We start from the raw sequence: 25,166 nt of genomic DNA on the forward strand, positions 1-25,166 counted from the left end.
ATTATTGCGCCTATTTCTATTATATAAAAAAAGCCACAACAGTGGCTTTTATAGAATGAAAATAACGTCTATCGATTAACTAATATTATCAAGTAGTTGCTGAGCATCAAATTGTTGCTGGGCATCGCCCTTTGCTACTACATCTTGTAATATTACTTCGGCGTTTTCTATTATTGCGCCTATTTCTATTATATAAAAAATTTTTTTATATAATAGAAATAGGCGCAACAGTGGCTTTTATAGAATGAAAATAACGTCTATCGATTAACTAATATTATCAAGTAGTTGCTGAGCATCAAATTGTTGCTGGGCATCGCCCTTTGCTACTACGTCTTGTAATATTACTTCGGCGTTTTCGTTATCTCCTATTTCAATATAAACTTTCGCCAAATCTAATTTAGCTGCAATACCGTTATCATCTTCTTCTTCGGCGGCGTTATCACCAGAAAACTCAGGGAACTCATTAAGCCCGACATTAAAGTCAGTTTTATTGTAGGGCTCTTCGTCTTCTGTGTCGCTTAAACTATCTGATAATAAAGAGTCAACAGAGACAAAATCATCTTCATTATCATTGTCAAAATCAACATTTAAATTATTATCACTATCGAGGTCATCACCAATATCTAACACATCATCTAAGTCAACATCGAAATCATCTTCGCTGTCGCCTTCAATGTTAATCTCATCATCGGTATCAGTAGCGTCTAAGTCAATGTCATCAGCATTGAAGTCAGTTGAAAAGTCGAGATCATCTGAAAGTGTTGTCTGATTTTCTTCTTCTATGTTTGCCAATAAGTCATCAAAGTCAACATTATCGAGTGCTTCAATCTCATCAATTTCACTATTGTCATCATCGTCAGAGGTGTTTTCATCGGCTAATAAATCAGCTAATACATCACTATCGGTATAATCAGTTGCTTCTTCTGCCGCTAGTTCATTAACTTGTCCATCAATAAGTATATCGTCACCAATATCTAAATCATCAGCGTTTGAATTGTCACCCTCAGCCACCTCAGCTAAAAGTGCATCTATGTCTAAATCATCTGACAAGTCATTGTTTTTATTGCTATTTTTTTCGTTTATACTTTCGTCATGGCTTGCATGAGTATCATCAACTAATTCTTCGGTGTCATCTTTAAGTAGCTCACTAAAATCTACCGATAAAAATGGCGCTACGTATTCATTGGTAAAATTATCGATAAGCGCTTTATTTTCATCTTCTGTGGTCTCAGTATCATCTGCAGTTTCATCACCCTGAATATCACCTAATAAACTATCAATATCATCAGGGTCAGTTAACGCTATATTTTCATCTAAGTTATCAGCAGCCATTTCATCAAGAGGATCAATGATATCATCGGCAGTGATAGGTTTTGTCATCTGCTCTGGGGCGGACATTGAATCTAGCAAGGCGTCGATGTCATCAGGATCTGATATTTCAAAATTTTCAGCTTGTTCATTTAATTCAGCAACGGCACTTTCTTTAACCATTGAATCCATCAGTGCGTCGATGTCGTCTGGGTCAGTTAACTCTGCAGTGCTATTATCAGTTGCATCCTCTACTGGTTCTAGCTCAGGCTCTGGTTTTGGCGCTGCGGCGGCCATTGAATCCATCAGTGCATCGATATCATCGGGGTCGGTTAGCTCAGCCGAAGCATCTTCTACTGGCTCAGGCTCAGGTTTTGGCGCTGCGGTGGCCATTGAATCCATCAGTGCATCGATATCATCAGGGTCGGTTAGCTCAGCCGAAGCATCTTCTACTGGCTCAGGCTCAGGTTTTGGCGCTGCGGCGGCCATTGAATCCATCAGTGCATCGATATCATCAGGGTCGGTTAACTCAGCCGAAGCATCTTCTACTGGCTCAGGTTCAGGTTTTGGCGCTGCGGCGGCCATTGAATCCATCAGTGCATCGATATCATCGGGGTCGGTTAACTCAGCCGAAGCATCTTCTACTGGCTCAGGCTCAGATTTTGGCGCTGCGGCGGCCATTGAATCCATCAGTGCATCGTTATCATCGGGGTCGGTTAACTCAGCCGAAGCATCTTCTACTGGCTCAGGCTCAGATTTTGGCGCTGCGGCGGCCATTGAATCCATCAGTGCGTCGATATCATCGGGGTCGGTTAACTCAGCCGAAGCATCTTCTACTGGCTCAGGTTCAGTCTCAGATTTTGGCGCTGCGGCGGCCATTGAATCCATCAGTGCGTCGATATCATCGGGGTCGGTTAACTCAGCAGAAGCATCTTCTACTGGCTCAGGTTCAGTCTCAGGTTTTGGTGCTGCGGCGGCCATTGAATCCATCAGTGCATCGATATCATCGGGGTCGGTTAACTCAGCAGAAGCATCTTCTACTGGCTCAGGTTCAGGCTCAGGTTTTGGTGCTGCGGCGGCCATTGAATCCATCAGTGCATCGATGTCATCGGGGTCGGTTAGCTCAGCAGTACTATCATCAACTGCATCGTCTACGGGTTCTGGCTCAGGTTTTGGCGCTGCGGTGGCCATTGAATCCATTAGTGCATCGATGTCGTCTGGGTCGGTTAGTTCTGTTGCAGCTTCTTCATGTACAGATTCAATTGCCTCTAAAGCACTATCGTCGTCTTCGTCGCCAATGTCGTTTAATAGGTCATTCAATAAATCTTGATCTAATTCACCACCTTCTAATGCTTCGCCTGGCAGCTCTTCTTTACTTTCATTGTTATTAATTTGGTCTTTATCCGCTGGAACGTCGTCATCATCGTCATCAAGACCTGAAAGTAAGGAATCTAAGTCGCTTTGGTCTAACTCACCACCTTCTAACTCGTCGCTATCAAGTGATAAGACTTCTAAATCATCTAAAGCATCGAGTCCGTCCAAGTGATCTAGATCATAATCTAACTGAATAACATCATCGTCATCATCTAATGAACCTAATCCATCATCTGCGTCGTCAGCAAACAATGAATCATCTAAATTAAGTTCATCCTCACCTAGGTCCATTGAAAGTTCATCATCAAGTGATAATTCATCATCAAGCGATAATTCATCATCAAGTGAAAGTTCGTTATCTAAAGCAGCAAGAGGTTCTTCAGCTGTGTCTGCTGGTTTGGCTTTTTCTTGAGCAACAGCTTTTGATTTTTTAGGCTTAGCTACAGCTTCAGTTTCTCCACCTTTTTGACGGCGCAAGAACCAAAATACAAGACTCAAGACAAAAAATGCTGGTAGCGTTGACATTAAGATCTGAAACCAAAGCTGCGAGGTTATGCCTTCATTTTCAAGTTCAGCTTTTTGCTTCTCTAATAATAACGCTTGCTCACTCGCTTCTGCCATTTTCAATAGTTCTTGCTGAAGTGACATGATCAGTGCTAATTGAGCGTTTTGTTTTTCATCTTCTATAGTTGAAGCTTCTTTAAAAACATTCAGCTGCTGATTCACCGTTGATATTTTTTCATCAACAACTGCATTTTCTTTAAGAATAGCCTGCAAGCCATCAATTGAATCTAAAACATCATTTTGGATAGTTTCTAAACGAACGGTTTGCTTAGAGTTTATTTCTTCAAGCTGTGCATTGATTTCTTTTTTAGTCGCGTCTAAATCTTCCTTTTTAATGGCAAGTTCAGCAGGAGGAACAATTTTTTTCTTAACAGTTTTAGCAACTTTCTTTTGCCATGTTTTATCATCAGAGGTTGACTTACTTTTTGCCGCAAGAGGATTTATGGCACGCATCTCACTAACAGACGGCAATTTTAAGTACTGGCCATTGTTAAGATGGTTTAAGTTATTTTCTTTAAATGCTTGCGGATTTTTTTGATATAACGCCTGCATTACTTGATAAACAGACAAAGTAGGGTCTGGACGAACTTTTAAAGCAATGTTCCACAGGGTATCTTTTGAGGTAATAGGCCCGTATTGATCGTACGGAAACATATCCGTCGCCTTGGGGCCCCGAATACGAATACCGCCTTCTTCAAAGGCGAACAAAGAAACACTATACGTGGTAATGCTTATAAATATTACCTGCCACAGGCACAGGCGTAATAATCGATGCATCAAGTTTTCCTAATTATTTTTATTTACTGCCAATTGTTTGGCACTTCAAGCCTAGAGAAAGTAAAGCAAATTTTATTCCAACCCTACACCTGCTGTTTATATCATAGCAAGTTAATACACATTTTTTTAGTAATAATGAAACAAAAAACTCGTCGTTAACTATAACGACGAGTTTTGATTTTTCTTTAATAAATCTTAAGGTTAACTCAACTTTAACGCTAACTCATTTATTAAAGGGATGTTATGAAAGGTAGTCTTTAACCAATAATTCAGCAATTTGTACACTGTTTGTTGCCGCACCTTTACGTACATTGTCAGCAACAACCCACATATTGATCCCACAACTATGACTAATATCTTCACGAATACGACCAACATAAGTGGCATCTTTTCCGCTTGCATCGCCTATCTGTGTTGGAAAGTCTTCGTCATTACGACAAACAACAATACCTTCAGCTTGCTCAAGCAAATCTTTAACTTCTTCTGCTGAAATCGGTGATCCCGTTTCAATATGTAAGGCTTCACCGTGACCAAAGAATACCGGCACACGAACCGCGGTTGGATTAACAAGAACGTTTTCATCGCCTAGAATTTTTTTCGTTTCCCAGACCATTTTCATTTCTTCTTTGGTATAACCATTATCCATAAAGACATCAATTTGCGGGATAACATTAAAAGCGATTTGACGAGGAAAATGTTTAGTCTCAACAGGTTTTCCGCTTAACAAGTCTGCAGTCTGCTTAGCTAATTCGTCCATTGCTGCTTTACCACCACCAGAAACTGATTGATAAGTAGAAACATTAATACGATTAATACCAACAGCATCATAGATAGGTTTTAGCGCGACCATCATTTGAATAGTTGAACAATTAGGGTTAGCAATAATATTACGGTTTCTATAATCAGCTAATGCACTTGGGTTAACTTCAGGAACGATTAGCGGAATATCTGCGTCGTATCTAAACTCAGAAGTATTGTCTATAACAATACACCCTGCTTCACCAGCAATAGGAGCAAACTTAGCTGAAATTGAGCCACCCGCAGAGAAAAAGCCAATTTGCGCTTGACTAAAATCAAAATGGTCAGCATCGAGTACTTCAATACTTTGACCATTAAAGTCAATAAATTCACCTGCTGAACGAGCACTCGCCAACGGGTATAATTTATTGATTGGAAAATCACGTTCTTCTAATATTTCAATGATGGTTTTACCCACCAAACCTGTAGCGCCTAATACGCAGACATCAAATTTCTGTGCCATGTCACTCTCTCTTTGCTTTGAAGATTAGTACTTTATATACGTTAAATAAGTTACTTTTTAAGAAAACCAAGATGATGTGGCACATCACTCTTGGCTTGATTTGTCATGCTTACTTTAACCGCAGAAAACTCCCTGCGAGCCGGATAAGTTTTCCGAATGTGGTCAAAGCCATGACTTAAAATTGTTTCTCTGAAAATTCCATCATCACGACGTACATCGTAAACCATTTTTACGAGCTGGTTTAGTAGTATTTGCTCGAACGGTTGATTAATTTCAACTTCGGTTATTGAGGCGCGTGGTAAAAAATCACTTAGGTGCTTTTCTATCGGTATATTCAGTTGTTGACATAATGCCTGATAGAGCATTTCTGTACCACGTGCTTTTCCTTCTAAGCTATAACCTGCAATGTGCGCAGAAGATATTTCAGTGTAGGCAATAAGTTCATGTAATATATTAGGTTCATTTTCCCAAACATCTAAAACAACTTTCAAACCATGCCCTTGTTTTTTAAGCGCCAGTAACGATTTATTATCGATAACTTCACCGCGACAGGCGTTAATAAGAATTTGCTTTTCGTGCAGTTGCTTTAAACGTTTTTCATTGAGTAAGTGAAAAGTTGGCTGTTCGCCATTTTCAATGATGGGAACATGCAGTGAAATGACATCACAAGCTAAAACATCATCAAGTGATGAGTAATGGCGTTGGTCTTTAGTATTATTTGTCTGTTTTGCGGCGAGTAGTGGATCGCAAATTAAATACTTAATACCCAGTGCCGATAATTTTTCACTTAAACGAGTACCGGTATTACCCCCACCAACAATACCTACGGTTAACGAGAACAAATCAATTAAGTAACGTTCGGCTAAGACAACCAAGGCACTGATCACATATTCTGCAACAGAAATAGCGTTACAGCCTGGCGCTGCGGTAAAAGTAATGCCCCGTTCAGTTAAATAGCTCTGATCAATATGGTCAACACCGATTGTTGCCGTACCAACAAACTGACAAGTTGAATTGCTTGCTAATAGCGCTTGGTTAACCTTAGTAATCGAGCGCACTAATAAAACATCCGCACTTTTGACCTGTTGAGCGGTTAACTCACGACCAACAAATGGGTGTAATTCACCTAGGTCGCCAAAGAACTCTTCAGCAAAAGGCATGTTTTCATCGTAAAAAATCTTCATGGTTTATAAACCTAAAGTCATTATTGATCTGATGAGGGTTATTGTATCTTAAATGCAAAAAAGCCACTATAAAGTGGCTTTTTAAATAACAAAATAATACTGAGTCTTTTAGATGTAACCAAACAGAAAAACGCGGTTAATTATATTCAAAGCGTATTTCTGATTTAGTTAAACACTAAATGACAAGGTATCGTTGTTTGTCATTATTTATATTTTTTCATCACTAAAGTAGCGTTAGTGCCACCAAAGCCAAAGCTGTTAGACATAATCAAATTAAGTTCAACATCACGTTTTTCAGTAACAATATCTAGGCCTTGCGCTTTTTCATCTAAGTTATCAACATTGATAGATGGAGCAACAAAACTGTTTTCCATCATTAGTAATGAATAAATAGCTTCATGAACACCCGCCGCGCCGAGTGCATGACCCGTCATTGCTTTGGTTGCACTAATTGCCGGTGAATCTTTACCAAACAATTCTTGAATTGCGCCAAGCTCTTTAACATCACCAACAGGTGTAGAAGTACCGTGAGTATTTAAATAATCAACTTTGCCTTCAACACCTTGCATGGCTTGTTGCATACAACGTACTGCGCCTTCACCACTTGGAGCGACCATATCGTAACCGTCAGAAGTTGCGCCATAGCCAACAATTTCAGCATAGATATGTGCACCACGAGCCAAAGCGTGTTCAAGTTCTTCAACAACAACCATACCGCCGCCGCCTGAAATAACGAAACCGTCACGGTCAGCGTCATAAGTACGTGAAGCAAGTTCTGGCGTATCATTACGACCCGCAGATAAAGCGCCCATACCGTCAAACATCATCGCTAGAGACCAATGAACTTCTTCACCACCGCCAGCAAAAACAATGTCTTGCTTGCCCAGTTGAATAAGTTCCATGGCGTTACCAATACAGTGTGCACTCGTTGCACACGCAGAGCTGATTGAATAGTTAACACCTTTAATTTTAAAAGGTGTTGCTAAACAAGCTGAAACGGTACTGCCCATAGTTTTAGGCACAGCATAAGGGCCAACACGGCGAATACCGCGATTACGGAGTGTATCCGTGGTAATAACAATATTTTCTGAAGACGCGCCGCCTGAGCCAGCAACAATACCGGTACGAACATTTGATACTTGGTCTTCAGTTAGTTTGGCATCATTAATGGCTTGTTCCATAGCGATGTAAGCATAACCTGCTGCATCACCCATAAAACGAAATGCTTTGCGATCAATATGATCTTTAGGCTCAATCGTGGGCTTACCCCAAACATGACTTTTTAAACCAGCTTCTGCAAAGCTTTCAGATTTACTAATACCTGAACGGCCTGCTTTAAGAGATGATAAAACTTCTTCCGCATTGTTACCGATACTCGATACAATGCCTAATCCGGTGATCACTACACGTTTCATTTGAATAACCATTTAAAAATTGAAAAATCAGGCATATCATACAGAAATTTGCCCACAAACTGGTCTGCTCAGTGTACACGTGTACACTGGTTTTTACAATTTTATGACAGACACATTTAATTCACGTTAAAATACTATCTTTAGCGCTTGAAAACCAATGGATTTAATAAATACTTGTGATTAAACAACAAAAAAATTTAAATACGCCGCTTGAAAGAAAAGGCTATCAAATTAGACCCATTATTAAGCAACCCGAAAGTGTTGCCATTATTGGTGGTGGCATTGCTGCTGCCTGTGTTGCTTATGCATTGACTCAAAAAAATATAAAAGTAACACTTTATTGTAAAGATAAAGAAATTGCCCAAGGCGCTTCGAGTAATCATGTCGGTGCGTTATTTCCACTTATTCATCAACAAGTTGATGACATTAGCTTGTTTTACCAACAGGCATTTTGGCATGCACTAAAATGCTATAAAGACTTACATAGCAAAGGGTTTGTTTTTAGTCATGATTGGTGTGGCTTACTTGAAATTTCCTACAAAACAGCTTTAGAAAAAAGACAAAAATTTTTCGAGCAAACCACCCCTTGGTCAAAAGAATTAATTACCAGTATAAATGCAGAGCAAGCATCACTATTAGCCGGTATTACACTTGAACACGGGGGGTTGTTTATGCCCAGCGCTGGCTGGATAGCGCCCGGTGAATTAGTTCAACAGCTATTTAATGCAGCACAGCAAACTCAGCAGTTGTCGATAAAAAATCAAGTAAACATTACCGCACTTAACCAGCAAGACGACAAGAGTTGGCAGCTAACAACAAGCAAAGGCATAATAAATGAAAAAGTTGTTATTTTTTGCGGCGGTGCTGAATCTATTAAACTCAATATTATTGATGAATTACCACTGAGTTCTGTGCGTGGTCAAATAACGAATATGGCAACGAACGAGCAGATCAAAAACTTATCTACCGTTATTTGCCACAAAGGTTATCTAACACCTGCACACCAGCAACAACATTGCATCGGCGCGACATTTGAAAAGGACAGTTTCGATATTGTGGCAACAGATGCTGGCGATCAATATAATTTAACCATGTTAGAAAAGTGCCTGCCTAAATTAGTATCATGGCGCGAACAAGACGTTACCTCGAGTAAAGCTCGTTTACGCTGTATGACACCAGATCACTTACCCGTTGTGGGCGCTATGCCTGATATAGCCCAGCATAAAAGCAGCTATGCCCATTTAGCAAAAGATAAAAACTGGCGTTATCAAGAACCTGCACCTGTGATTAAAAATCTATACGTACTTACCGGCTTGGGTGCTAGGGGCTTATGTACAGCGCCGCTATTAGCCGATATTTTGACTACTGATTTAACGGGTGGCGAATATCCTGTTGGCAGACAAGAACTTTTCAACTTATCACCCAACAGGTTTGTTATTCGCGATATTATTCGCCGTAAATATTTATAGTCTTTAATAAAGGCTGTTATGACTAAACCGATACAAATGATTGTTTAAGATCTAGCCAATAGTCTTGTACTATTTTTCTATCTTGCGGGCTCAATTCGGTTCGGGCTGCTTGCAATTTTTCATCGATACTTAGCGCAAGTTCTTGAGAGAGTGCTTGCGACTCATCACCAAATTCAATAACAGATAAACTGATAAAGCCGCGTAAATAGCTGCTGGCAAATAATTGGTCATCACTGTTATCTTTATCAAATAAGTTATCTAAATATAGATAAAGGGCAGCAATATTTTCAAACGATTTTTTTTCTTCAATTGACATAATTCTACTTACTGTTAAGTTTTAAAAAATTTATGATTAGTTGTAAACATAGATTGAAAGCCCATTATTGTGGACTTGCTACCGGGTATAATACTTGATCATTGTATCCTGTTATTACCGGTAAATACCCTGAAAGCTCGATATCTAAATCACTATCACCGGTATCAGCAATTAAGGGTCTTGATGCTAATGCTGTTAATTTCGCTTTTGTCGCTATAATTAAAATATTATCTTTGCCGATGGCGCGGACCACTCGTGGACTGAGCTGTTGATTACCTCGACCAAATATATGACCTTGTCCACCAATTAACGTGATCACCAACTTAATTGTTTTATTATCGGCTTTCGCCAAGGTTATCGCTTGCCATAATTGCGGCTCGGTTACATCACTGGCAATTAAATGTTGTTGTTCAACCAGATCAACGCCCAGTAAAGTATTATCTAGCGCCAACTCTTCCATTAAAAAAGCTGTGGTTGAGCCTGAGCCAATCACAAAAAGCTCATCGTCCATTTCATTAATAACATGAGCAGCAATGTCTTGCAGCACTAGCTCATCAAGTTCTTTACCACCAGATTTAACCGCTTGAACATAGCGTAACTCAGCCGGAATTTGCATTTCGCCATAGCGTTTTGCTTTAACAATACCTTCTCGAAATAACGATTCGTCGATATCCATAACATCAGCTTCGGTAAGGGTAACTAACTGATTAGTCAGCATCATCTCTACTACCCTCCCCGCAGCTTTTGGCGTAACGGCATAGACACCTGAGTGAATTTTACAGCCCGCAGGAATACCTAGCACAGGAAATTTGTCGCCAACAATTTTACAAACATTGCGGGCAGTGCCATCACCACCAGCAAATAATAATATATCTACGTGCTCTGCTAACAAGGCTTTTACAGTATTTTCAGTGTCTTCTGCCGTGGTATGTTCAGGCTTATCGGTTTGAAAAACAACTTGGGTTTTAAAACCAAGTGCCTGAGCGGCCATCTCTCCCATAAGATCATTAGCACAATAAACGATAATGTCATCTCGATAAGGTAGAAGTATTGACAGTGCTAAGCTTGCTCGCTGATTTGCTTTTGCGGTAGCTCCAAGCGCTAGGGCTTGTTCTGCAATGCCATCTCCATCGCTTCCTTTCAAAGCAACACTGCCGCCAATGCCAGCAATAGGATTGATAATAAAACCAAGTTTAAACATGAGTAACAGTCTCTGAGTGATTAAATGTTGCGTTGGCAGAAAATTGGGTGATATTCAAAGGCAACGATACGTTATAAAAATTAGCCAGTGCGTCAATAAATGCTTGAGCGCGAACAGGAAACCCATGATGCAAATATTGTTGCACTTGCTGAAAAACATTTTCTTTAAAAGTAATAGTATCGGCAGCTGCACCATTGAGGTTGTCAGCTGAAACATTAAATTTTTTCCCTGCTGCCACACTAAAAGCCCACTCAATTGCTTGTGGTTTAATTTCTACCCGTTCAAATGTTTTCTGTTGCTCCGCATCTCTACCGTCAGGCATATACCAATAACCAAAATCTTCTAATAACCGACGTGCTTTTCCAGCCACACACCAATGTGATACTTCATGTAAAGCACTGGCATAAAAACCATGAGCAAAAATAATTTGATGATAGTCACAGGAATTACTTGCCGGACTATACAAAGGCTCGTCGTCGCCTTTAATCAAACGAGTATTGGTGCTGGAACTAAATGTGTCATTAAAGATTTGAATTAAATCTTGGTAGGGTTCTGGCATTTTTATATTCTGGCATATAGGTAAAAAATAGACGAGGTATTCTAACCAAAAGTCATTCGGCTTGCACTGGCTATTTTAGCTAAATAAAGCATTTAGATAATGAAATTAGATGCCGGTAATTGGATACTTTTCAAGGGTGATTTTTTAATTATAAATGTTTATTCTTTTATAACGACATTGCGCTTTTTATTTGTTATGTTGATGTAACAAATGCAAAATTATTGTTAAGTAGACACAAGATATCTGTGTAATTTCTTATCGGTTAAATAAGCATAAAAAGGATTGAATATTACATGGATAGGGAATTAGTTAACTATGGATCCAATAAATGGACTTAAGCTCAAAGCCTTCTTTTTAACAAATAGTGTAGTAAGTAATATTGCAAAAAATGAAGTTCACCACTCTACCCTCCAGTTTACCGACCTAGTTAAAACCTGTGGTATTGATATCACGTTAGCAGAAACCTTACCTAATAATGAGCTAATAACAGTTTTTGATTTGATTTTTATTGATTTACAATTCTATATTTTGACAGATAATATTCCAATGGAAATACAGCAACTTACCTCTAGAGTACGGGTTGTTTTTTTTAATGCTACCGATAATTTATGTGATGAAAAACAACTGTTGATATCGAGCATTGCTGGGATATTTTATCAAGGTGAACGCATTGACATTATTTTGCGTGGTATTACAAGATTACAAAAAAATGAGCGATGGTTTAAACGAAAAACCATGAATAGTGCGCTCAGTGAGTTACTTGTTAAAGTGAGTAAATTAAATCAACTCCCTGCAAATCAACAGCAACAATCAATAAGCTTACCCAGCCTGACACGACGTGAGAATACCATCATTGGTTTAGTTTCTCGTGGTGCAAAAAATCAAGAAATTGCTGATCAGCTTCACATTAGTCCCAATACAGTAAAAACGCACCTTTATAGTATTTTTAGAAAAACCCAATCAAGAAATCGTATTGAACTGATCAGTCGGACACAGGATTATCTATTTACTGCGAATTAATATCATCAGCTCTAAATATAATACAAACTAAAAGGCCAGTGATTAATCACTGCCCTTTTAGTTGTTGCGAATAACGCTTAAACGTCAGCACGCCATACATTTCGTGCGATGCCTTTAATGACTAATTCAGTGATCGCTTTTTCAATCGCTTGTTGCACACAAACATGCATAGGTTCGTTATCACTATAACCGCCTTCCATTTCAGCTAAACGTTTAAAACTGATATAACGGAAAAATCCAGCGCGTACTTCTTGGCTCAGGACTTTTTTACTGGTAGATACCGACACAAGCACTTGCCCAGTGCGCACATCAACCGCACGCATATAAACGGTGATCTGATCTTCACGATATAGCTCTGAAGCACCAATGCCAAAATATTCAGCACCAAAGCCTCCGGTTTTAGTATTGGAGTCATAACTGATAATACCGCCTTCAAGCAGTATTTTAGCGGTGGTCAATGGGGGTAATTCTATATTTTCTGTCGCTTTGTTTGCTTGATTAGCTGCGCGGGTAATTTTTCGTTCAGTTAATACATTTTGTAAACCTTCACGCTCTACCGGTAAAAACCAATCAGAGTCACTTAACGCCTGCATCAAAATAGAGGTAGCGCCTTGAGTTACCGCAGTAGAGAATGAACTGACATTAGCTTGCGGTTTGTATTGTCCTGTTTGGTCTCGATAAGCATACACTGAAACGGCTATTGGTCCTTTAGGTTTAGGTAAAGCCTTTAGTTCTTTAAAACTTTCTAACGGCATCATTTTTGTTGCTAATGACTGCTTAGGAGGAAATAAATTACTCGCTGAATCCAATACACTACAGGCCGATAACAGACCAACTAGGGTCACGATTATAATTTTTTTCATTGCTTATCCAAACTTCGGTATTTCAATTATGGTTACTTTACCTGTTAATAAATCAGTAATTTCGATAGTTATGCTGTCACTGTTAGCAGATAAAATATCAATTTGATAATCGCCACTAAAAAAAGTGGTGTCGCCTTCATTGTTAAATACCGCACTTTCACCTAAAACAGTGTCTTTATATTGACTGACAATATCGCTAATTGTTGCCCGTTCAATAGCATCTGATACTTTTTCTTCAAAGCTTTTTTTACTCTGCTCGGCTTTATGTTTATTTTGTGCTTGTGCTTTACTTAACAAAAAGCTGCCGTTTAATGCACTACCACCAAAGCTTGGATTAATGGGTGTATAAACTAATTCTGAGCTCATTGCGTAAGCGCTTAAGCTAAGGTGAATCGCTAAAGCTAATATTAATTTTTTCATGGCTACTTTCCTTATGACTAAAAACCATTCCCAGCCATATCAATATTATTTCGACTATATTGAGGCTTCGACATTGCATCGATTAATATAAATATCGCTTGCTCTACTTTTTCTTTGACCGGTGTTTGGCGTCGCCCAAAGTAAGTGACATAAATAATACGACGGTTAAGCACTAAACTAAGCTTAGTGCCTGCTCTGGGTACAATTTGTTCTATTATTTGAACATTTATACCTTGCGTGTTTGGTACGTCATGCCATAACTGACTAAATTTAAAGTAAAAATCATGTCCTAAACGACTCTTGGTATTATCAAGGAGTAACCCCCCTATTTCGACTTCACTAGACGCATGGCTAGAAGGCGAAAATAACGATAAAAGGATGATCAAGATTAAAGATATATATTTAAGCATATTAAGAGACATAAAAAGGGGCCTGTGGCCCCTTATCCAAATTTAGATTAACAAGTCATTACTGCTGTACAATGACCGCAGAATTCCAATCACCCATTTGCGTGATAGAAACTACGCCAGAATCACTAATAAAAGAGCCCTCAACAACGTTGCCATTACCCACTTGGCTTATGTTAAATGCAATATTGTCGCCGCCAATAAGCATAGCGCCGCCATCAGTTCCATAGATTAAGTTTTCATCACCTATTTGTTCGATACCAATTTCGTGGTTACTGCCTTCAACTAGAATATCTAATGAGTTTAATTCGCCGTTTTGAGCAATATCTATGGTATTCGCATTACTACTAAGAATAGTACTTAACACCACTACCGCGTCATTAGCAAAACCCGTTTGAGCGATTGAAATTTCATTTTCGCTTGTGGTCAAGACATTATCATCAGCTGAAGCTTCTAAAACAGCAACATTTTCGTCGCCAGATTGCATCACGTCAATGTTATTGTTATTACCATTAAAGTTAACAACGTGGCTTTCATTTAAGTTACCCACTTGAACAGAAGTGTATTCATTATTAGTACCAATAGCGCCAATATAGCTGCTGTTACTATCGCCTACTTGTATATAGTTAAAGTCGTTTTCATCACCAATAACATCAAAGCTAGCCGTATTTCCATCACCGTTTTGCATGATGTCAGTGGTGTTAGCATTACCGATATAAAGTCCTGACTCAGCGATATTGTTATCACCTTCTTGATCGATAGCAATTTCGTTTTCATCACCAGCAACTGATGCGATAGTAACCTGGTTTCGAGCGCCGTCTTGCTCTATTTCAAGTTCGTTTGCATCACCTTCAATCGCTGATACCCTTGTCACATTCCAATAACCATCTTGAGTGCTTTCAACAGTATTGCTGTCACCGGTAATAGTGGTGAGGTAAGTTTCATTCCATTCGCCATCTTGGACAATATCGATAGTGTTATCGGCTCCGGTTAGTTCACTATTGATAGCCCAATGACCGCCGTCACCTTGATCTACAGTGATTTCGTTGCCGTCACCCACAACCTCATTAACAACACGATTACCAATACCCAAATAACCAGCGCCCAGCTGACTTACTTCAACAAGGTTATTATCACCAGTAACGTTATTTTCTGTTTCGTTGATATCACCATCTTGATCAACGTACAGTTCATTATTGTTACCAATAAAGGTACCAACAGCTAAGTTCTCGGCGCCTATTTGCATGATCTCTGCGATGTTGCCTTCACCGATCACAGTAAAGCCAGTACCATTGACATCACCCTCTTGAAAAATAGTCGTTTCATTACCTAAATCAGTACCTACCGTAGAGCTTTGTGACAACATAATCACATTCCCTAGAGCATTGACCATCAGATCGGATTGAATAACAACCGTACTTGTAACTTCCTTGGTATCTTCACCGGCAAAAGCCGTTTGATTTAAACCTAGTGCCATAACAATGGCGCAAGTGATTAATGATTTATTAAGTTTCAAAATATATCCCTATTTTTTATTTTTTATTTGAGTACACAATTTACTCACAATGTTTTTAATGGATAAGAAGCTTGTTGTCTTACCTGTATTGGCGTTTTGTATTCCCATAACTGTTTAACAATAATAACGAACAGTACCAAAATAATAATTTTAAACTTAATTTCAATAAGTTAACCCTAAAAAAAGTTATATACCTTACAGTATTTAACCAGCCTGGCTTATTGACATAATCGCTAATTTGATAAATATCACCTTAGCGTTTAAAACGATAAAAAATGGTAAATAAGCACTTTGAATACGTTTCTAATTAAAACCATAAGAAACCCAAACAAAAACTCTATTCGTTTTACTTCGTTGCATTAAAAACTGTACGTTGTTTAGTAACAAATATATATCACCCTATTTTACCATTCCAATAAAAACATTAAAAAACAATAAGATAAACAACAACCCCAGGTTAAATATACGTTAAAACTTTGTTAAAACATAAGTACTAACAAAAAAGGACTAGTTAATAACTTCTCAGATTAAATACAGAAAAAGTAGTAAAAAAGTCGTAAAAAATCTCAAAAAAATCTAGCTAAAGTAATGAAAAAGTCGTGTTTGTTACATTTTAATAGTCACACCTCTATTTTTATGATTAAAGTAATAAGGTTGCGTAAACCCATAGCTAGAAATATTTAGAAAGAAAGGAATTCAGCCTAATAATTATCTGTAGGCTACACATAATTTAATTAACGATTAAAAATAAACATGGAGCAAAACATGAAAGCAAAATTATCAGCTTTAACATTGGCGTTACTGCCTTTGTTCGCTAATGCATCACTAGACCTTAGCTCGAAAGAAGGTCTTACTTATAAATCAGACTCAGTGATTGTTGTCTATAAAGATAGCGCATCTAAATTTGACCGTCGTGCTGCCCGCAGCATAGTGCGAGCTAAAATTTCTGATTTAAACAATGACGAAATTGATGATAAATATCGCAACTTGAAAAAAGGCCGTATCGCGAAATTTACCCTTGATAATATTTCAGTCAAAAGTGCACTTGAAAAACTCCGTAAAAACCCAGCTGTCTTATATGCTGAACCTGATTATATTGTTCATGCAAGCGTAACACCTGACGATAGTAGCTTCGCTGACCTTTGGGGCATGAATAATACCGGTCAAGGTGGTGGTGTTGCCGATGCAGATATCGATGCTCCTGAAGCATGGGATATATCTACGGGTAGTCATGATGTGATCATTGGTGTTATTGATACCGGTGTTGATCATACACACCCTGATTTAATGGCGAATGTCTGGACTAACCCTGCAGAAATATCGGGTGACGGTATTGATAACGATGGCAATGGTTTTATCGATGATATGCATGGTATCAATGCGATTACCGGTGTGGGTGATCCTATGGATGACGCAGGTCATGGTAGTCATGTTTCAGGTACGATTGGAGCAACAGGCAACAATGGGCTAGGTGTAGTTGGTGTTAACCACAATGTATCTATTATAGGTTGTAAATTCCTTAGTGCATCGGGTTCTGGTAGCCTTTCTGACGCATTAACCTGTATTGATTACTTCGTTGATTTAAAAAATAATGGCATAAACGTACGTGCTACTAATAACAGTTGGGGCGGAGGCGGATTTAGCCAAGCACTTTCTGATGCAATTACTTCGTCTGAAGAAGCTAACATCTTGTTTGTTGCCGCCGCAGGTAACGATGCATACGACAACGATGCGCAAAGCAGCTATCCTTCTGGCTACCCGCATGATTCAGTCTTAGCCGTAGCAAGTACAACGCGTACTGATAGTATGTCTAGTTTTTCACAGTGGGGCTTAACCACTGTTGATTTAGGTGCTCCAGGCTCTGATATTTTATCAACAGTACCCGGTGGTGGCTACGCATCATATTCAGGCACTTCGATGGCGACGCCACATGTTACCGGTGCGGCAGCATTAGCCTGGTCAGTAAATCCTGAACTGAGTGCGATTGAAATGAAAGCACTCTTAATGAGCTCTGGTGATGATAACGCTGCACTTGCAGGTAAAACAGTATCAGGAAAACGCTTGAACGTTAATAATGCACTAAACGATGCGGATCCAACACCTGGTTTTACGCTTGCAGCAACACCAGGTTCAAACACTATTGAAGCTGGCGAAACAGCAACTTACAGCTTTAATGTTGGTTCTGTTGCCGATTGGAACGGTGAAGTTAGCTTAACTTTAGATGGCTCACTTGCTGGTGCAACATTATCAACAGATACTGCAACGCCAGGTGCAACATTTGAACTGAGTGTACCAACAACAGCGGAAACACAATGGGGTGAATATACTTTTGTGGTAACGGGAACAAGTGATGATTTAGTTAAAGCATCTACTGTTCGCTTAATGGTTAATCCACAAGGGTTGAACGAGTTTACTTACACGAATGATGAGGTTATTAGTATTCCTGATAACAATTCAGAAGGTATTTCTTCAACCATTAATGTTGCAGATGAACTTACCGTTTTTGCTTCTGATATTTATGTAAATATTACTCATACGTGGATTGGCGACTTAACCGTCATGTTAACATCTCCTTCAGGGACTACGGCACCACTGCACAGTGCATCAGGTGGCGGCGACGATAACATTGATAGTACCTTTAGCTCTTCAGCTTTCAACGGCGAAGTAGCCACGGGTGACTGGATATTAAGTGTTGCTGATAATGCAGCGGCAGATACCGGCACATTAAACAACTGGGCACTGACTATTACTGGTATTGGTGAAACACTTCCTAGCGCACCACAAGCGAGCTTTACTTATCAAGCAGACGGTCTAACCGCTACGTTTACGGATAGCAGCACTGATAGAAATGACGATATGGTTAGCTGGGATTGGAGCTTCGGCGACGGTGCTATATCGAGCGCACAAAACCCTGTACATACTTTCGCTGCAACGGGTAACTATGAAGTTACACTTACCGTTACAGATAGCGAAGGTTTAAACACTACAGAAAATATGCTGGTCACTGTTTCATCAGTAAGTATTGAAGCCGCGGTTAAACGTGCATACAAGTCTCGTTTAGGTCGCTTACGTGTTGATATTACTTGGGAAGGTACTTCAGCAGATAGTGTAGATATTTTCCGTAATGGTGTAAAAATTGATACGGTAGAAAATGCGGGTATTTACCGTGACCGTGAACGTCGCACAACAGGTAGCCAATTCGTGTATCAAATTTGTGACGCATCAACAGCATGTTCAAATGAAGTAACCGTTAACTTCTAAGCTTCATTTAACAGAAGATGACCAGGCAATAAAACGCCAGATAATAGTTATAACACCGATATATTAAGTATTAGATACTGATGTTATAGCTATCTAAAAATCCCTAACAATTAAAACAGTTAGGGATTTTTTATTTTAATAAGGTGTTGATATTCAGTTAAATAATGTAAAAAAAACACTGAGCATCAAGACGTTCAGTGTTTTATATTTAACAGATACTTTATTGAGTTAACGCTAGAAAAGATTAAACATCATCTTCAATGTTATCTATGCCTTTTGTGCGTTCTATACTCTCAAGCTTGTGATGAATCGCCGCTTTAATCATCATATAGGCACTGATGGGTGCAGTAAGTAATAAAAATAGCGAGATCAGTATTTCTTTTACGCTAAACCCTGTATGAGTAGTACTAAAAAAGATCATCGCAGCAGTTAACAACGATGCCATGCCAAGTGTTGTAGCTTTAGTGGGTCCATGAAGTCGCATAAAAAAATCTGGCATTTTTACTAAGCCAATAGAGCCAACGAGTACAAAAGAGCCGCCAATTAATAATAATATTGAAATAATCCATTCTGCCATAACTTACCCCTTACTCTATAATATCGCCACGCAGCAAATACTTACATACCGCAACAGTACTAACAAATCCTAACATAGCGATTAACAGCGCTGCTTCAAAATATAATGCAGTGCCCATACTCATACCGTATAAAATGATCAATGCGATTGTATTGATATACATCGTATCGAGTGCAAGTATTCTATCGGGTATAGAAGGTCCCATTAATAAGCGCCATACATTTAATAATAACGACAAACCTATCATAGCAAAAACAATTGAAATTACAGTTTCTAACATTGAAACATCTCCTTAAGAGGCGCTTCATAACGTTGTTTAATCATTTTTATTAAGGCCTGTTCATCTTTTAGATCTAAAACGTGTATTAGCAAAAACTGTTGTTCAAGCTTTTCACCTTCACTTAAGCTTTCTCTCCAAGGGTACACTTCCGCACTGACAGTGCCTGGCGTTAATGACACAGTACTTGCCAAAATAGTAATGGGCAAACTGTGTGTTAAGTCTAATGGTACTTTAACAAACCCAGGTGTTAGTTTTTTAGTGGGCCCTAATATTAAAATAGCAACCTGAACATTGGCCGTAATAATGTCATATAAAACCAACGCTAAATGGCGCAACGCTAAACCAGGCTTAATAATGATGGGTTGCTTTGTTCTAAACGGGCTAGTCACCAAAGGAATGACTATCGCTAAAGTAGTGGCTAAGAAAATATGCCCTGCTGACAAGCTGTTATTTAACACCAACCAGACAGTAAACAGTACCAGGCTCATTAAAGGAGCGGGTAGCCATTTAAATCGTGTTTCTAATCGCATTACTGTCCTCCTGAAAGGATAAGTTTAATGTTGTTATTAAAATCATGTAACTGGGTAGCTGCACCAATGGCATACTCACTTAATGGTCCAGCGAAAATAGTCATTAATGGTGCACCAGAGATGAGAATAAGCAAGGCGACTAATTGCGCTGGATGAACACGTTCTTGCTTTGTATCAGTGGTTATTTTAGCATGATGATGCCAAAACAAAGTGCTACCTGCTTTAGACACAGCAAATAATATAGCTAAACTTGCAAAAAGATATATTGGCCAAAACACCAAGGTATATTCAGCATTTAAAGTTGCTTTAAGTAGCCATACTTTTCCAATGAAACCAGACAAAGGAGGCATGCCTATCACCGCAATCGCTGCAATCAAAAAACAAGCGCCAAGCAACTTTGGCTGAGAAACAGCAGAGCCTGCAGAAATACGGTCGGCAACATCACCACGTTGACGACCAATTAAGTCAGCTAAAATAAAGAGTGCTGCTGTAACCAACGTTGAGTGCACTAAGTAATAGATAGCTGCGGAAGTTGCTTCAATAGTTTGTACCGCAACTAATGCAACCAAGGTACCCACCGACACAATCACCAAATTAGCGATTAACTTTCTTAAATCTTTACTGGCTAAAACACCTACCGCGCCCATAGCAATTGTAGCAAGCCCTAACCACCACAACCAACTTTGCGCCATATGAGTTAATTCGCCCGCTTCATCACCAAATATAAGTGTATAAACACGCATCATTGAATAGACACCCACTTTGGTCATAATGGCAAATAATGCCGCGACAACAGGTATTGCTGTTGCATAAGTATTAGGTAACCATAAATGTAGTGGTAGCAAAGCGCCTTTTAAAGCAAATACCACCAATAATAACATCCCACCAATTTTGGCTAAGTAAACATCATCACCTTGTAAAAGTGCTACTTTCTGAGCCATATCAGCCATATTTAGTGTACCTAATACACCATATAAAATCCCTAAAGCAATCAAGAAAATCGCTGAGCCAACTAGATTAAGGATCACGTACTGCAAAGCAACTCGGGTATTTTTTTTATCTCCCCCATGCATTAGCAACGAATACGAGGCGATAAGTAATACTTCAAAAAAGACGAATAGATTAAAAGCATCGCCGGTTAAGAATGCGCCGTTGACCCCTAAAATTAAAAAATGTACAAGTGGATGAAAAAAACTCCCTTTATCATCATCTCCTGCACTCGCATATAACACACAGACAACACCGAGCAATGTCGTTAAACACACTAATAATGTCGAGAGGGGATCAGCAACGAGTACAATACCAAAGGGTGCACTCCAATCGCCGATAGCATAAACCTGAGTACCATCAGCTTGGACTTTGAGTAGTAAAGCCAATGAGACGGCAAATGTAAAAACGCTGAGTACGACAGAAGCCACTCTTCGGGTACTTTTATTGGAGCCAAAGGGAGGCATCAATAAAATAACACCCGCAAGTATCGGCAATAAAATCGGTAAAAAGGTCAAATTCTGGATCATACGTTTACCTTTTTATCTTTTTCTGGCTGGCCATCTACATGGTCACTGCCTAGATCTGCTCGCCCTCTGATAGCTAAAATAACCACGAAGGCAGTCATTGCAAAACCAATAACTATCGCGGTTAACACTAAAGCTTGTGGCAATGGATCGGTATATTCTGAAGAGGTTCCAAGCACCGCAGCATTATTGATGCTAAGCCGCCCAGATGAAAACAGAAATAAATTAACCGCGTAAGAAAACATCGTTAGCCCTAATACGATAGGGAACGTTCTAGAACGTAAGATTAGAAACACGCCACAAGACACTAAAAGCCCAACGCAGGATGCGTAAAGTAATTCCATTAAATTTTCACCTCTTCTTTAGGCCCGCTAGCTAATTGACCAAGACTTGCCAAAATCATTAATGTCGCGCCTACAACTGTAATATAAACACCCAGATCAAAGATCAGTGCACTGGCAAGTTCAATTTTACCAATAATGGGAATATCGAAATAGTCAAACCACGTAGTCATGAACGGCCTACCAAAGAACCAACTACCCACACCAGTAAATGTCGCAATAGCAATTCCTGAGGCAATAATTTTCCGATAATTAATCGTTAAACGAGTAGATATCCAGGCAGAGCCGTGTGCAATATACTGTAAAATAAAGGCAACTGAGGTCACTAAACCTGCAATAAATCCACCACCTGGAAGATTATGACCACGTAAGAAAATATAAAACGAGATCATTAATGCCAAGGGGAGTAATGACTGAGAAATACTGGCTAATAAAATAGGGTAACGCTCTTTCGCCCATAGTCGCCCTTCACTATCCCTAACAGGAAGAAGTAACGGTAGGTTGATTAAAAGCTTATAAATACCCAGCGCAGCAATACCTAATACGCAAATTTCACCTAAGGTGTCAAAGCCGCGAAAATCAACCAAAATAACATTAACAACGTTGGTACCGCCGCCACCTGTTTTAGCATTGGCTAAGAAGAATTCTGATATTGACTCAAGTGGGCGGGTAATTAATGCATAGCAAATACTCGCGACGACAACCCCTAAAGCAGCAGAGATCCCTAAATCGCGTACCACACGTAAAGAGCTAGACTCTTTGGGTGAATGCTGTGGCAAGAAAAACAAGGCCAGCATCAGTAAAACAATAGTGACGACTTCAACCGTTAATTGCGTTAATGCTAAATCAGGTGCTGAGAAGCGAGTAAACACGACAGACACCATTAAACCAACAACTGATATCATTAATAACGACACCACTCTTGCGCGGTACCAAATCACCGTACTTATTGCGCCAATCATTAATAATGCTGCGCCAATCGCGTTATGAAGATCAATTGGCGTCAATTCTTTTTGCCCGCTTAGTTGGTGCATTTCAAATAATGGCCAACCAGCAAAGATTAAAACAAAAACAAACATTAGCATTAGATAACGTTGTAAAGAACCATTTTCTATGTCGTTTATTTTTCGCTGACTCCACTTTGTGATGAGATATATACTGTCATCAAAAGCCTTCTTGGCGTTCAAGTTAGGCATAGATGCCTGAAATTGAAACAGATAACGTCGCTGGGTATACAGAAATAAACCACCGATTACCGCTATAGCACTCATCAAGAGTGGCAAATTAAAACCGTGCCATAACGCAACTTTAAATTCAGGAACATATCCACCGAGTACGGCAAAAGACGCTGCTTTTAAAATGTCATCAATAATAAAGTTAGGGAACACCCCGACGATTAAACATAAAGCGACCAGTATTTCGATAGGCACTCGCATATAACGCGGTGGCTCACTGGGTTGTTTAGGTAAATCTATAGGGTCACCATTAAAGAAAACATCGTGGATAAAGCGAGCTGAGTAAGCCACAGCTAATGCTCCTGCAACGGTAGCAAGTACAGGTATAAGCCAAGACATAGACCCAAGTAATTGTTGATGCAGTGTTTCAGCAAAAAACATTTCTTTAGACAAGAAACCATTTAGCAGCGGTACACCCGCCATCGCGGCCGCAGCAACCATTGCTAACGTCGCGGTATAAGGCATAAATCGCCACATACCGTTGAGTTTCCGCATGTCACGCGTACCCGTTTCATGATCAATAATACCCGTTGCCATAAATAATGAAGCTTTAAATATAGCATGATTGATTATATGAAAAATGGCAGCAACAGCGGCAAGCTTAGTGTCCAAACCAAATAATAAAGTGATTAACCCTAAATGACTGATCGTTGAATAGGCTAACAGCCCTTTTAAATCATGTTTAAATAACGCAATATAAGCGCCGAGTAACATGGTAGTTAATCCGGTTAAACTCACCAGAATAAACCATATATCGGTTCCCGCTAATGCAGGATAAAAACGCGCTAATAAGAAAATCCCAGCCTTTACCATAGTAGCAGAATGTAGATAAGCACTTACCGGCGTTGGCGCAGCCATAGCATGAGGTAGCCAAAAGTGAAAAGGAAACTGTGCCGATTTTGTGAAAGCGCCCAGTAAGACTAAAATTAGAGTGATTTCATACCAAGCATGCGCTTGAATAATTTCTCTGCTCGCTAAGATAGCATCTAAATTGTAACTACCAACGATATTACCTAGTAAAAGCAAACCCGCCAGCAATGCTAAACCACCACCACCGGTTACGATTAAGGCCATGATTGCGCCCTTTCGTGCCTCGGGTTTATGCCACCAATAGCTAATTAACAAAAACGAACTAATACTGGTTAGCTCCCAAAAGAACCAGAGCTGAATGATATTATTCGACATGACAATACCAAGCATCGCTGTCATAAATAACATCAAATAAGCATAAAGCTTGGGCATAGAGTCTTTACTACTGAGGTAATAACGGGCATAAAAGATAACTAATATGCCTATTCCTAAGATCATAAATACAAACAACAGCGCTAAGCCATCTAAACGAAAGGCGATATCTATACCCAGTAAAGGGATCCAAGAGATTGTTTCCCTAATAACCTTGCCAGCAAAAATAGCTGGCGCTAAGCTAATCGTCATCAATAATGCAATGATAGGCATTAACAACGTCAACGCAGTTGATTGATTACGTGTTAATTTTCCCGTTCTTGAGGAAATAATACTGCCGAGTAACGATAGCAAGGGTATCCAAAGCAAAGTCATAGAGTAAGCCTTTTTATTTTTATAATTATAAGTAATGACATCGGAACATAGACATAATATGTCGCTAAACTAAATTTAACAACATTATCTCCTTATAAAAGTGTAATTGAAATTAATTTAAAAGCACTTAAGTATAAACTGAATAAAAGTTAAGCGACGAATATTCGGAAAAGCATTGTTTTTTTCGACGATTGTTTGATTATCAACCACAGTGCAT

The 25,166-nt window shown here is 39.2% G+C and carries 20 protein-coding genes; 3 read left to right on the forward strand and 17 right to left on the reverse strand.

Going from position 1 to position 25,166, the window contains the following annotated elements:
* Nucleotides 1–264 precede the first annotated feature (264 nt).
* From H4J62_RS08785 to fabB, 4 genes are all read right to left on the reverse strand, one after another.
* On the reverse strand, nucleotides 265–4,023 hold the full coding sequence (locus tag H4J62_RS08785; RefSeq protein WP_182231333.1) for a FimV/HubP family polar landmark protein: 3,759 nt from the start codon (nucleotides 4,021–4,023) through the stop codon (nucleotides 265–267).
* 241 nt (nucleotides 4,024–4,264) lie between these two features.
* Nucleotides 4,265–5,284: an aspartate-semialdehyde dehydrogenase gene (locus tag H4J62_RS08790; protein WP_070374286.1), complete on the reverse strand. Its 1,020-nt coding sequence runs from the start codon at nucleotides 5,282–5,284 to the stop codon at nucleotides 4,265–4,267.
* 50 nt (nucleotides 5,285–5,334) lie between these two features.
* The gene (locus H4J62_RS08795; RefSeq protein ID WP_182213998.1) at nucleotides 5,335–6,468 is read right to left on the reverse strand and encodes a 4-phosphoerythronate dehydrogenase; all 1,134 of its coding nucleotides are present in this window, start codon (nucleotides 6,466–6,468) and stop codon (nucleotides 5,335–5,337) included.
* Nucleotides 6,469–6,671: 203 nt separating this feature from the next.
* Nucleotides 6,672–7,883: a beta-ketoacyl-ACP synthase I gene (gene fabB / locus H4J62_RS08800; RefSeq protein WP_070374288.1), complete on the reverse strand. Its 1,212-nt coding sequence runs from the start codon at nucleotides 7,881–7,883 to the stop codon at nucleotides 6,672–6,674.
* 176 nt (nucleotides 7,884–8,059) lie between these two features.
* Here fabB and mnmC point away from each other — a divergent pair, with 176 nt between their 5' ends.
* Nucleotides 8,060–9,352 (forward strand): FAD-dependent 5-carboxymethylaminomethyl-2-thiouridine(34) oxidoreductase MnmC, encoded by a 1,293-nt coding sequence (gene mnmC / locus H4J62_RS08805; RefSeq protein WP_182214000.1) that lies wholly within the window; start codon nucleotides 8,060–8,062, stop codon nucleotides 9,350–9,352.
* Between the two features lie 22 nt (nucleotides 9,353–9,374).
* Here mnmC and H4J62_RS08810 read toward each other — a convergent pair whose 3' ends face one another.
* The 3 genes from H4J62_RS08810 to H4J62_RS08820 all read right to left on the reverse strand — a co-directional run bounded on the left by H4J62_RS08810 (nucleotide 9,375) and on the right by H4J62_RS08820 (nucleotide 11,428).
* Nucleotides 9,375–9,668, reverse strand: a complete 294-nt coding sequence (locus tag H4J62_RS08810; RefSeq protein WP_182214002.1) for a YfcL family protein — start codon at nucleotides 9,666–9,668, stop codon at nucleotides 9,375–9,377.
* Nucleotides 9,669–9,732: 64 nt separating this feature from the next.
* Nucleotides 9,733–10,869, reverse strand: coding sequence for an ATP-NAD kinase family protein (locus tag H4J62_RS08815; RefSeq protein WP_182214003.1), 1,137 nt, complete (start codon nucleotides 10,867–10,869; stop codon nucleotides 9,733–9,735).
* Nucleotides 10,862–11,428 carry an elongation factor P hydroxylase gene (locus H4J62_RS08820; protein ID WP_182214005.1) on the reverse strand — a complete coding sequence of 189 codons (567 nt, stop codon included), beginning with the start codon at nucleotides 11,426–11,428 and terminating at the stop codon, nucleotides 10,862–10,864. The genes H4J62_RS08815 and H4J62_RS08820 overlap by 8 nt, the downstream gene beginning before the upstream one ends.
* A 315-nt stretch (nucleotides 11,429–11,743) precedes the next feature.
* Here H4J62_RS08820 and H4J62_RS08825 point away from each other — a divergent pair, with 315 nt between their 5' ends.
* The gene (locus H4J62_RS08825) at nucleotides 11,744–12,448 is read left to right on the forward strand and encodes a LuxR C-terminal-related transcriptional regulator (protein ID WP_182214007.1); all 705 of its coding nucleotides are present in this window, start codon (nucleotides 11,744–11,746) and stop codon (nucleotides 12,446–12,448) included.
* Between the two features lie 77 nt (nucleotides 12,449–12,525).
* Here the strand turns inward: H4J62_RS08825 and H4J62_RS08830 are convergent, their stop codons facing one another.
* Genes H4J62_RS08830 through H4J62_RS08845 form a run of 4 tightly spaced genes read right to left on the reverse strand, consistent with a single transcriptional unit; the run spans nucleotide 12,526 to nucleotide 15,654 of the window.
* Nucleotides 12,526–13,311, reverse strand: coding sequence for a CsgG/HfaB family protein (locus H4J62_RS08830; RefSeq protein ID WP_182214008.1), 786 nt, complete (start codon nucleotides 13,309–13,311; stop codon nucleotides 12,526–12,528).
* A 3-nt stretch (nucleotides 13,312–13,314) separates the two neighbouring features.
* On the reverse strand, nucleotides 13,315–13,731 hold the full coding sequence (locus H4J62_RS08835) for a curli assembly protein CsgF (RefSeq protein ID WP_182214011.1): 417 nt from the start codon (nucleotides 13,729–13,731) through the stop codon (nucleotides 13,315–13,317).
* A 17-nt stretch (nucleotides 13,732–13,748) separates the two neighbouring features.
* Nucleotides 13,749–14,153 (reverse strand): curli production assembly/transport protein CsgE, encoded by a 405-nt coding sequence (locus H4J62_RS08840; protein ID WP_259364969.1) that lies wholly within the window; start codon nucleotides 14,151–14,153, stop codon nucleotides 13,749–13,751.
* A gap of 46 nt (nucleotides 14,154–14,199) precedes the next feature.
* On the reverse strand, nucleotides 14,200–15,654 hold the full coding sequence (locus H4J62_RS08845; RefSeq protein ID WP_182214013.1) for a curlin: 1,455 nt from the start codon (nucleotides 15,652–15,654) through the stop codon (nucleotides 14,200–14,202).
* Nucleotides 15,655–16,419: 765 nt separating this feature from the next.
* On the opposite strand from H4J62_RS08845, the gene H4J62_RS08850 reads away from it, so the two are divergent.
* On the forward strand, nucleotides 16,420–18,915 hold the full coding sequence (locus H4J62_RS08850) for a S8 family serine peptidase (protein WP_182214015.1): 2,496 nt from the start codon (nucleotides 16,420–16,422) through the stop codon (nucleotides 18,913–18,915).
* Nucleotides 18,916–19,159: 244 nt separating this feature from the next.
* Here the strand turns inward: H4J62_RS08850 and H4J62_RS08855 are convergent, their stop codons facing one another.
* The 6 genes from H4J62_RS08855 to H4J62_RS08880 are packed head-to-tail and all read right to left on the reverse strand — an operon-like array spanning nucleotide 19,160 to nucleotide 24,949.
* Complete coding sequence (locus tag H4J62_RS08855) at nucleotides 19,160–19,492, reverse strand: Na+/H+ antiporter subunit G (RefSeq protein ID WP_070374293.1); 333 nt, start codon at nucleotides 19,490–19,492, stop codon at nucleotides 19,160–19,162.
* A 10-nt stretch (nucleotides 19,493–19,502) separates the two neighbouring features.
* Nucleotides 19,503–19,772, reverse strand: coding sequence for a K+/H+ antiporter subunit F (locus H4J62_RS08860; RefSeq protein ID WP_182176009.1), 270 nt, complete (start codon nucleotides 19,770–19,772; stop codon nucleotides 19,503–19,505).
* Nucleotides 19,766–20,302: a Na+/H+ antiporter subunit E gene (locus H4J62_RS08865; protein WP_070374295.1), complete on the reverse strand. Its 537-nt coding sequence runs from the start codon at nucleotides 20,300–20,302 to the stop codon at nucleotides 19,766–19,768. Before H4J62_RS08865 ends, H4J62_RS08860 begins: the two co-directional genes overlap by 7 nt.
* A complete protein-coding gene (locus tag H4J62_RS08870) occupies nucleotides 20,302–21,819 on the reverse strand; it encodes a monovalent cation/H+ antiporter subunit D (RefSeq protein WP_182214016.1) in 1,518 nt (505 codons plus the stop codon). Before H4J62_RS08870 ends, H4J62_RS08865 begins: the two co-directional genes overlap by 1 nt.
* Entirely contained in the window at nucleotides 21,816–22,160 is a 345-nt protein-coding gene (locus H4J62_RS08875; protein ID WP_070374297.1) for a Na+/H+ antiporter subunit C, read from the reverse strand. Before H4J62_RS08875 ends, H4J62_RS08870 begins: the two co-directional genes overlap by 4 nt.
* Nucleotides 22,160–24,949, reverse strand: coding sequence for a monovalent cation/H+ antiporter subunit A (locus tag H4J62_RS08880; protein ID WP_182214018.1), 2,790 nt, complete (start codon nucleotides 24,947–24,949; stop codon nucleotides 22,160–22,162). Before H4J62_RS08880 ends, H4J62_RS08875 begins: the two co-directional genes overlap by 1 nt.
* Between the last annotated feature and the right edge of the window lie 217 nt (nucleotides 24,950–25,166).

Origin of the sequence: Colwellia sp. BRX8-5, from assembly GCF_014077325.1 — a bacterium.
Classification (GTDB): Bacteria; Pseudomonadota; Gammaproteobacteria; order Enterobacterales; family Alteromonadaceae; genus Colwellia_A.

Bases quoted from the DNA above. Each gene is read 5' to 3' on its own strand.
- H4J62_RS08785 (WP_182231333.1), bottom strand. From the start codon at position 4,023: ATGCATCGATTATTACGCCTGTGCCTGTGGCAGGTAATATTTATAAGC.
- H4J62_RS08790 (WP_070374286.1), bottom strand. From the start codon at position 5,284: ATGGCACAGAAATTTGATGTCTGCGTATTAGGCGCTACAGGTTTGGTG.
- H4J62_RS08795 (WP_182213998.1), bottom strand. From the start codon at position 6,468: ATGAAGATTTTTTACGATGAAAACATGCCTTTTGCTGAAGAGTTCTTT.
- fabB (WP_070374288.1), bottom strand. From the start codon at position 7,883: ATGAAACGTGTAGTGATCACCGGATTAGGCATTGTATCGAGTATCGGT.
- H4J62_RS08810 (WP_182214002.1), bottom strand. From the start codon at position 9,668: ATGTCAATTGAAGAAAAAAAATCGTTTGAAAATATTGCTGCCCTTTAT.
- H4J62_RS08815 (WP_182214003.1), bottom strand. From the start codon at position 10,869: ATGTTTAAACTTGGTTTTATTATCAATCCTATTGCTGGCATTGGCGGC.
- H4J62_RS08820 (WP_182214005.1), bottom strand. From the start codon at position 11,428: ATGCCAGAACCCTACCAAGATTTAATTCAAATCTTTAATGACACATTT.
- H4J62_RS08825 (WP_182214007.1), top strand. From the start codon at position 11,744: ATGGATCCAATAAATGGACTTAAGCTCAAAGCCTTCTTTTTAACAAAT.
- H4J62_RS08830 (WP_182214008.1), bottom strand. From the start codon at position 13,311: ATGAAAAAAATTATAATCGTGACCCTAGTTGGTCTGTTATCGGCCTGT.
- H4J62_RS08835 (WP_182214011.1), bottom strand. From the start codon at position 13,731: ATGAAAAAATTAATATTAGCTTTAGCGATTCACCTTAGCTTAAGCGCT.
- H4J62_RS08840 (WP_259364969.1), bottom strand. From the start codon at position 14,153: ATGTCTCTTAATATGCTTAAATATATATCTTTAATCTTGATCATCCTT.
- H4J62_RS08850 (WP_182214015.1), top strand. From the start codon at position 16,420: ATGAAAGCAAAATTATCAGCTTTAACATTGGCGTTACTGCCTTTGTTC.
- H4J62_RS08855 (WP_070374293.1), bottom strand. From the start codon at position 19,492: ATGGCAGAATGGATTATTTCAATATTATTATTAATTGGCGGCTCTTTT.
- H4J62_RS08860 (WP_182176009.1), bottom strand. From the start codon at position 19,772: ATGTTAGAAACTGTAATTTCAATTGTTTTTGCTATGATAGGTTTGTCG.
- H4J62_RS08865 (WP_070374295.1), bottom strand. From the start codon at position 20,302: ATGCGATTAGAAACACGATTTAAATGGCTACCCGCTCCTTTAATGAGC.
- H4J62_RS08870 (WP_182214016.1), bottom strand. From the start codon at position 21,819: ATGATCCAGAATTTGACCTTTTTACCGATTTTATTGCCGATACTTGCG.
- H4J62_RS08875 (WP_070374297.1), bottom strand. From the start codon at position 22,160: ATGGAATTACTTTACGCATCCTGCGTTGGGCTTTTAGTGTCTTGTGGC.
- H4J62_RS08880 (WP_182214018.1), bottom strand. From the start codon at position 24,949: ATGACTTTGCTTTGGATACCCTTGCTATCGTTACTCGGCAGTATTATT.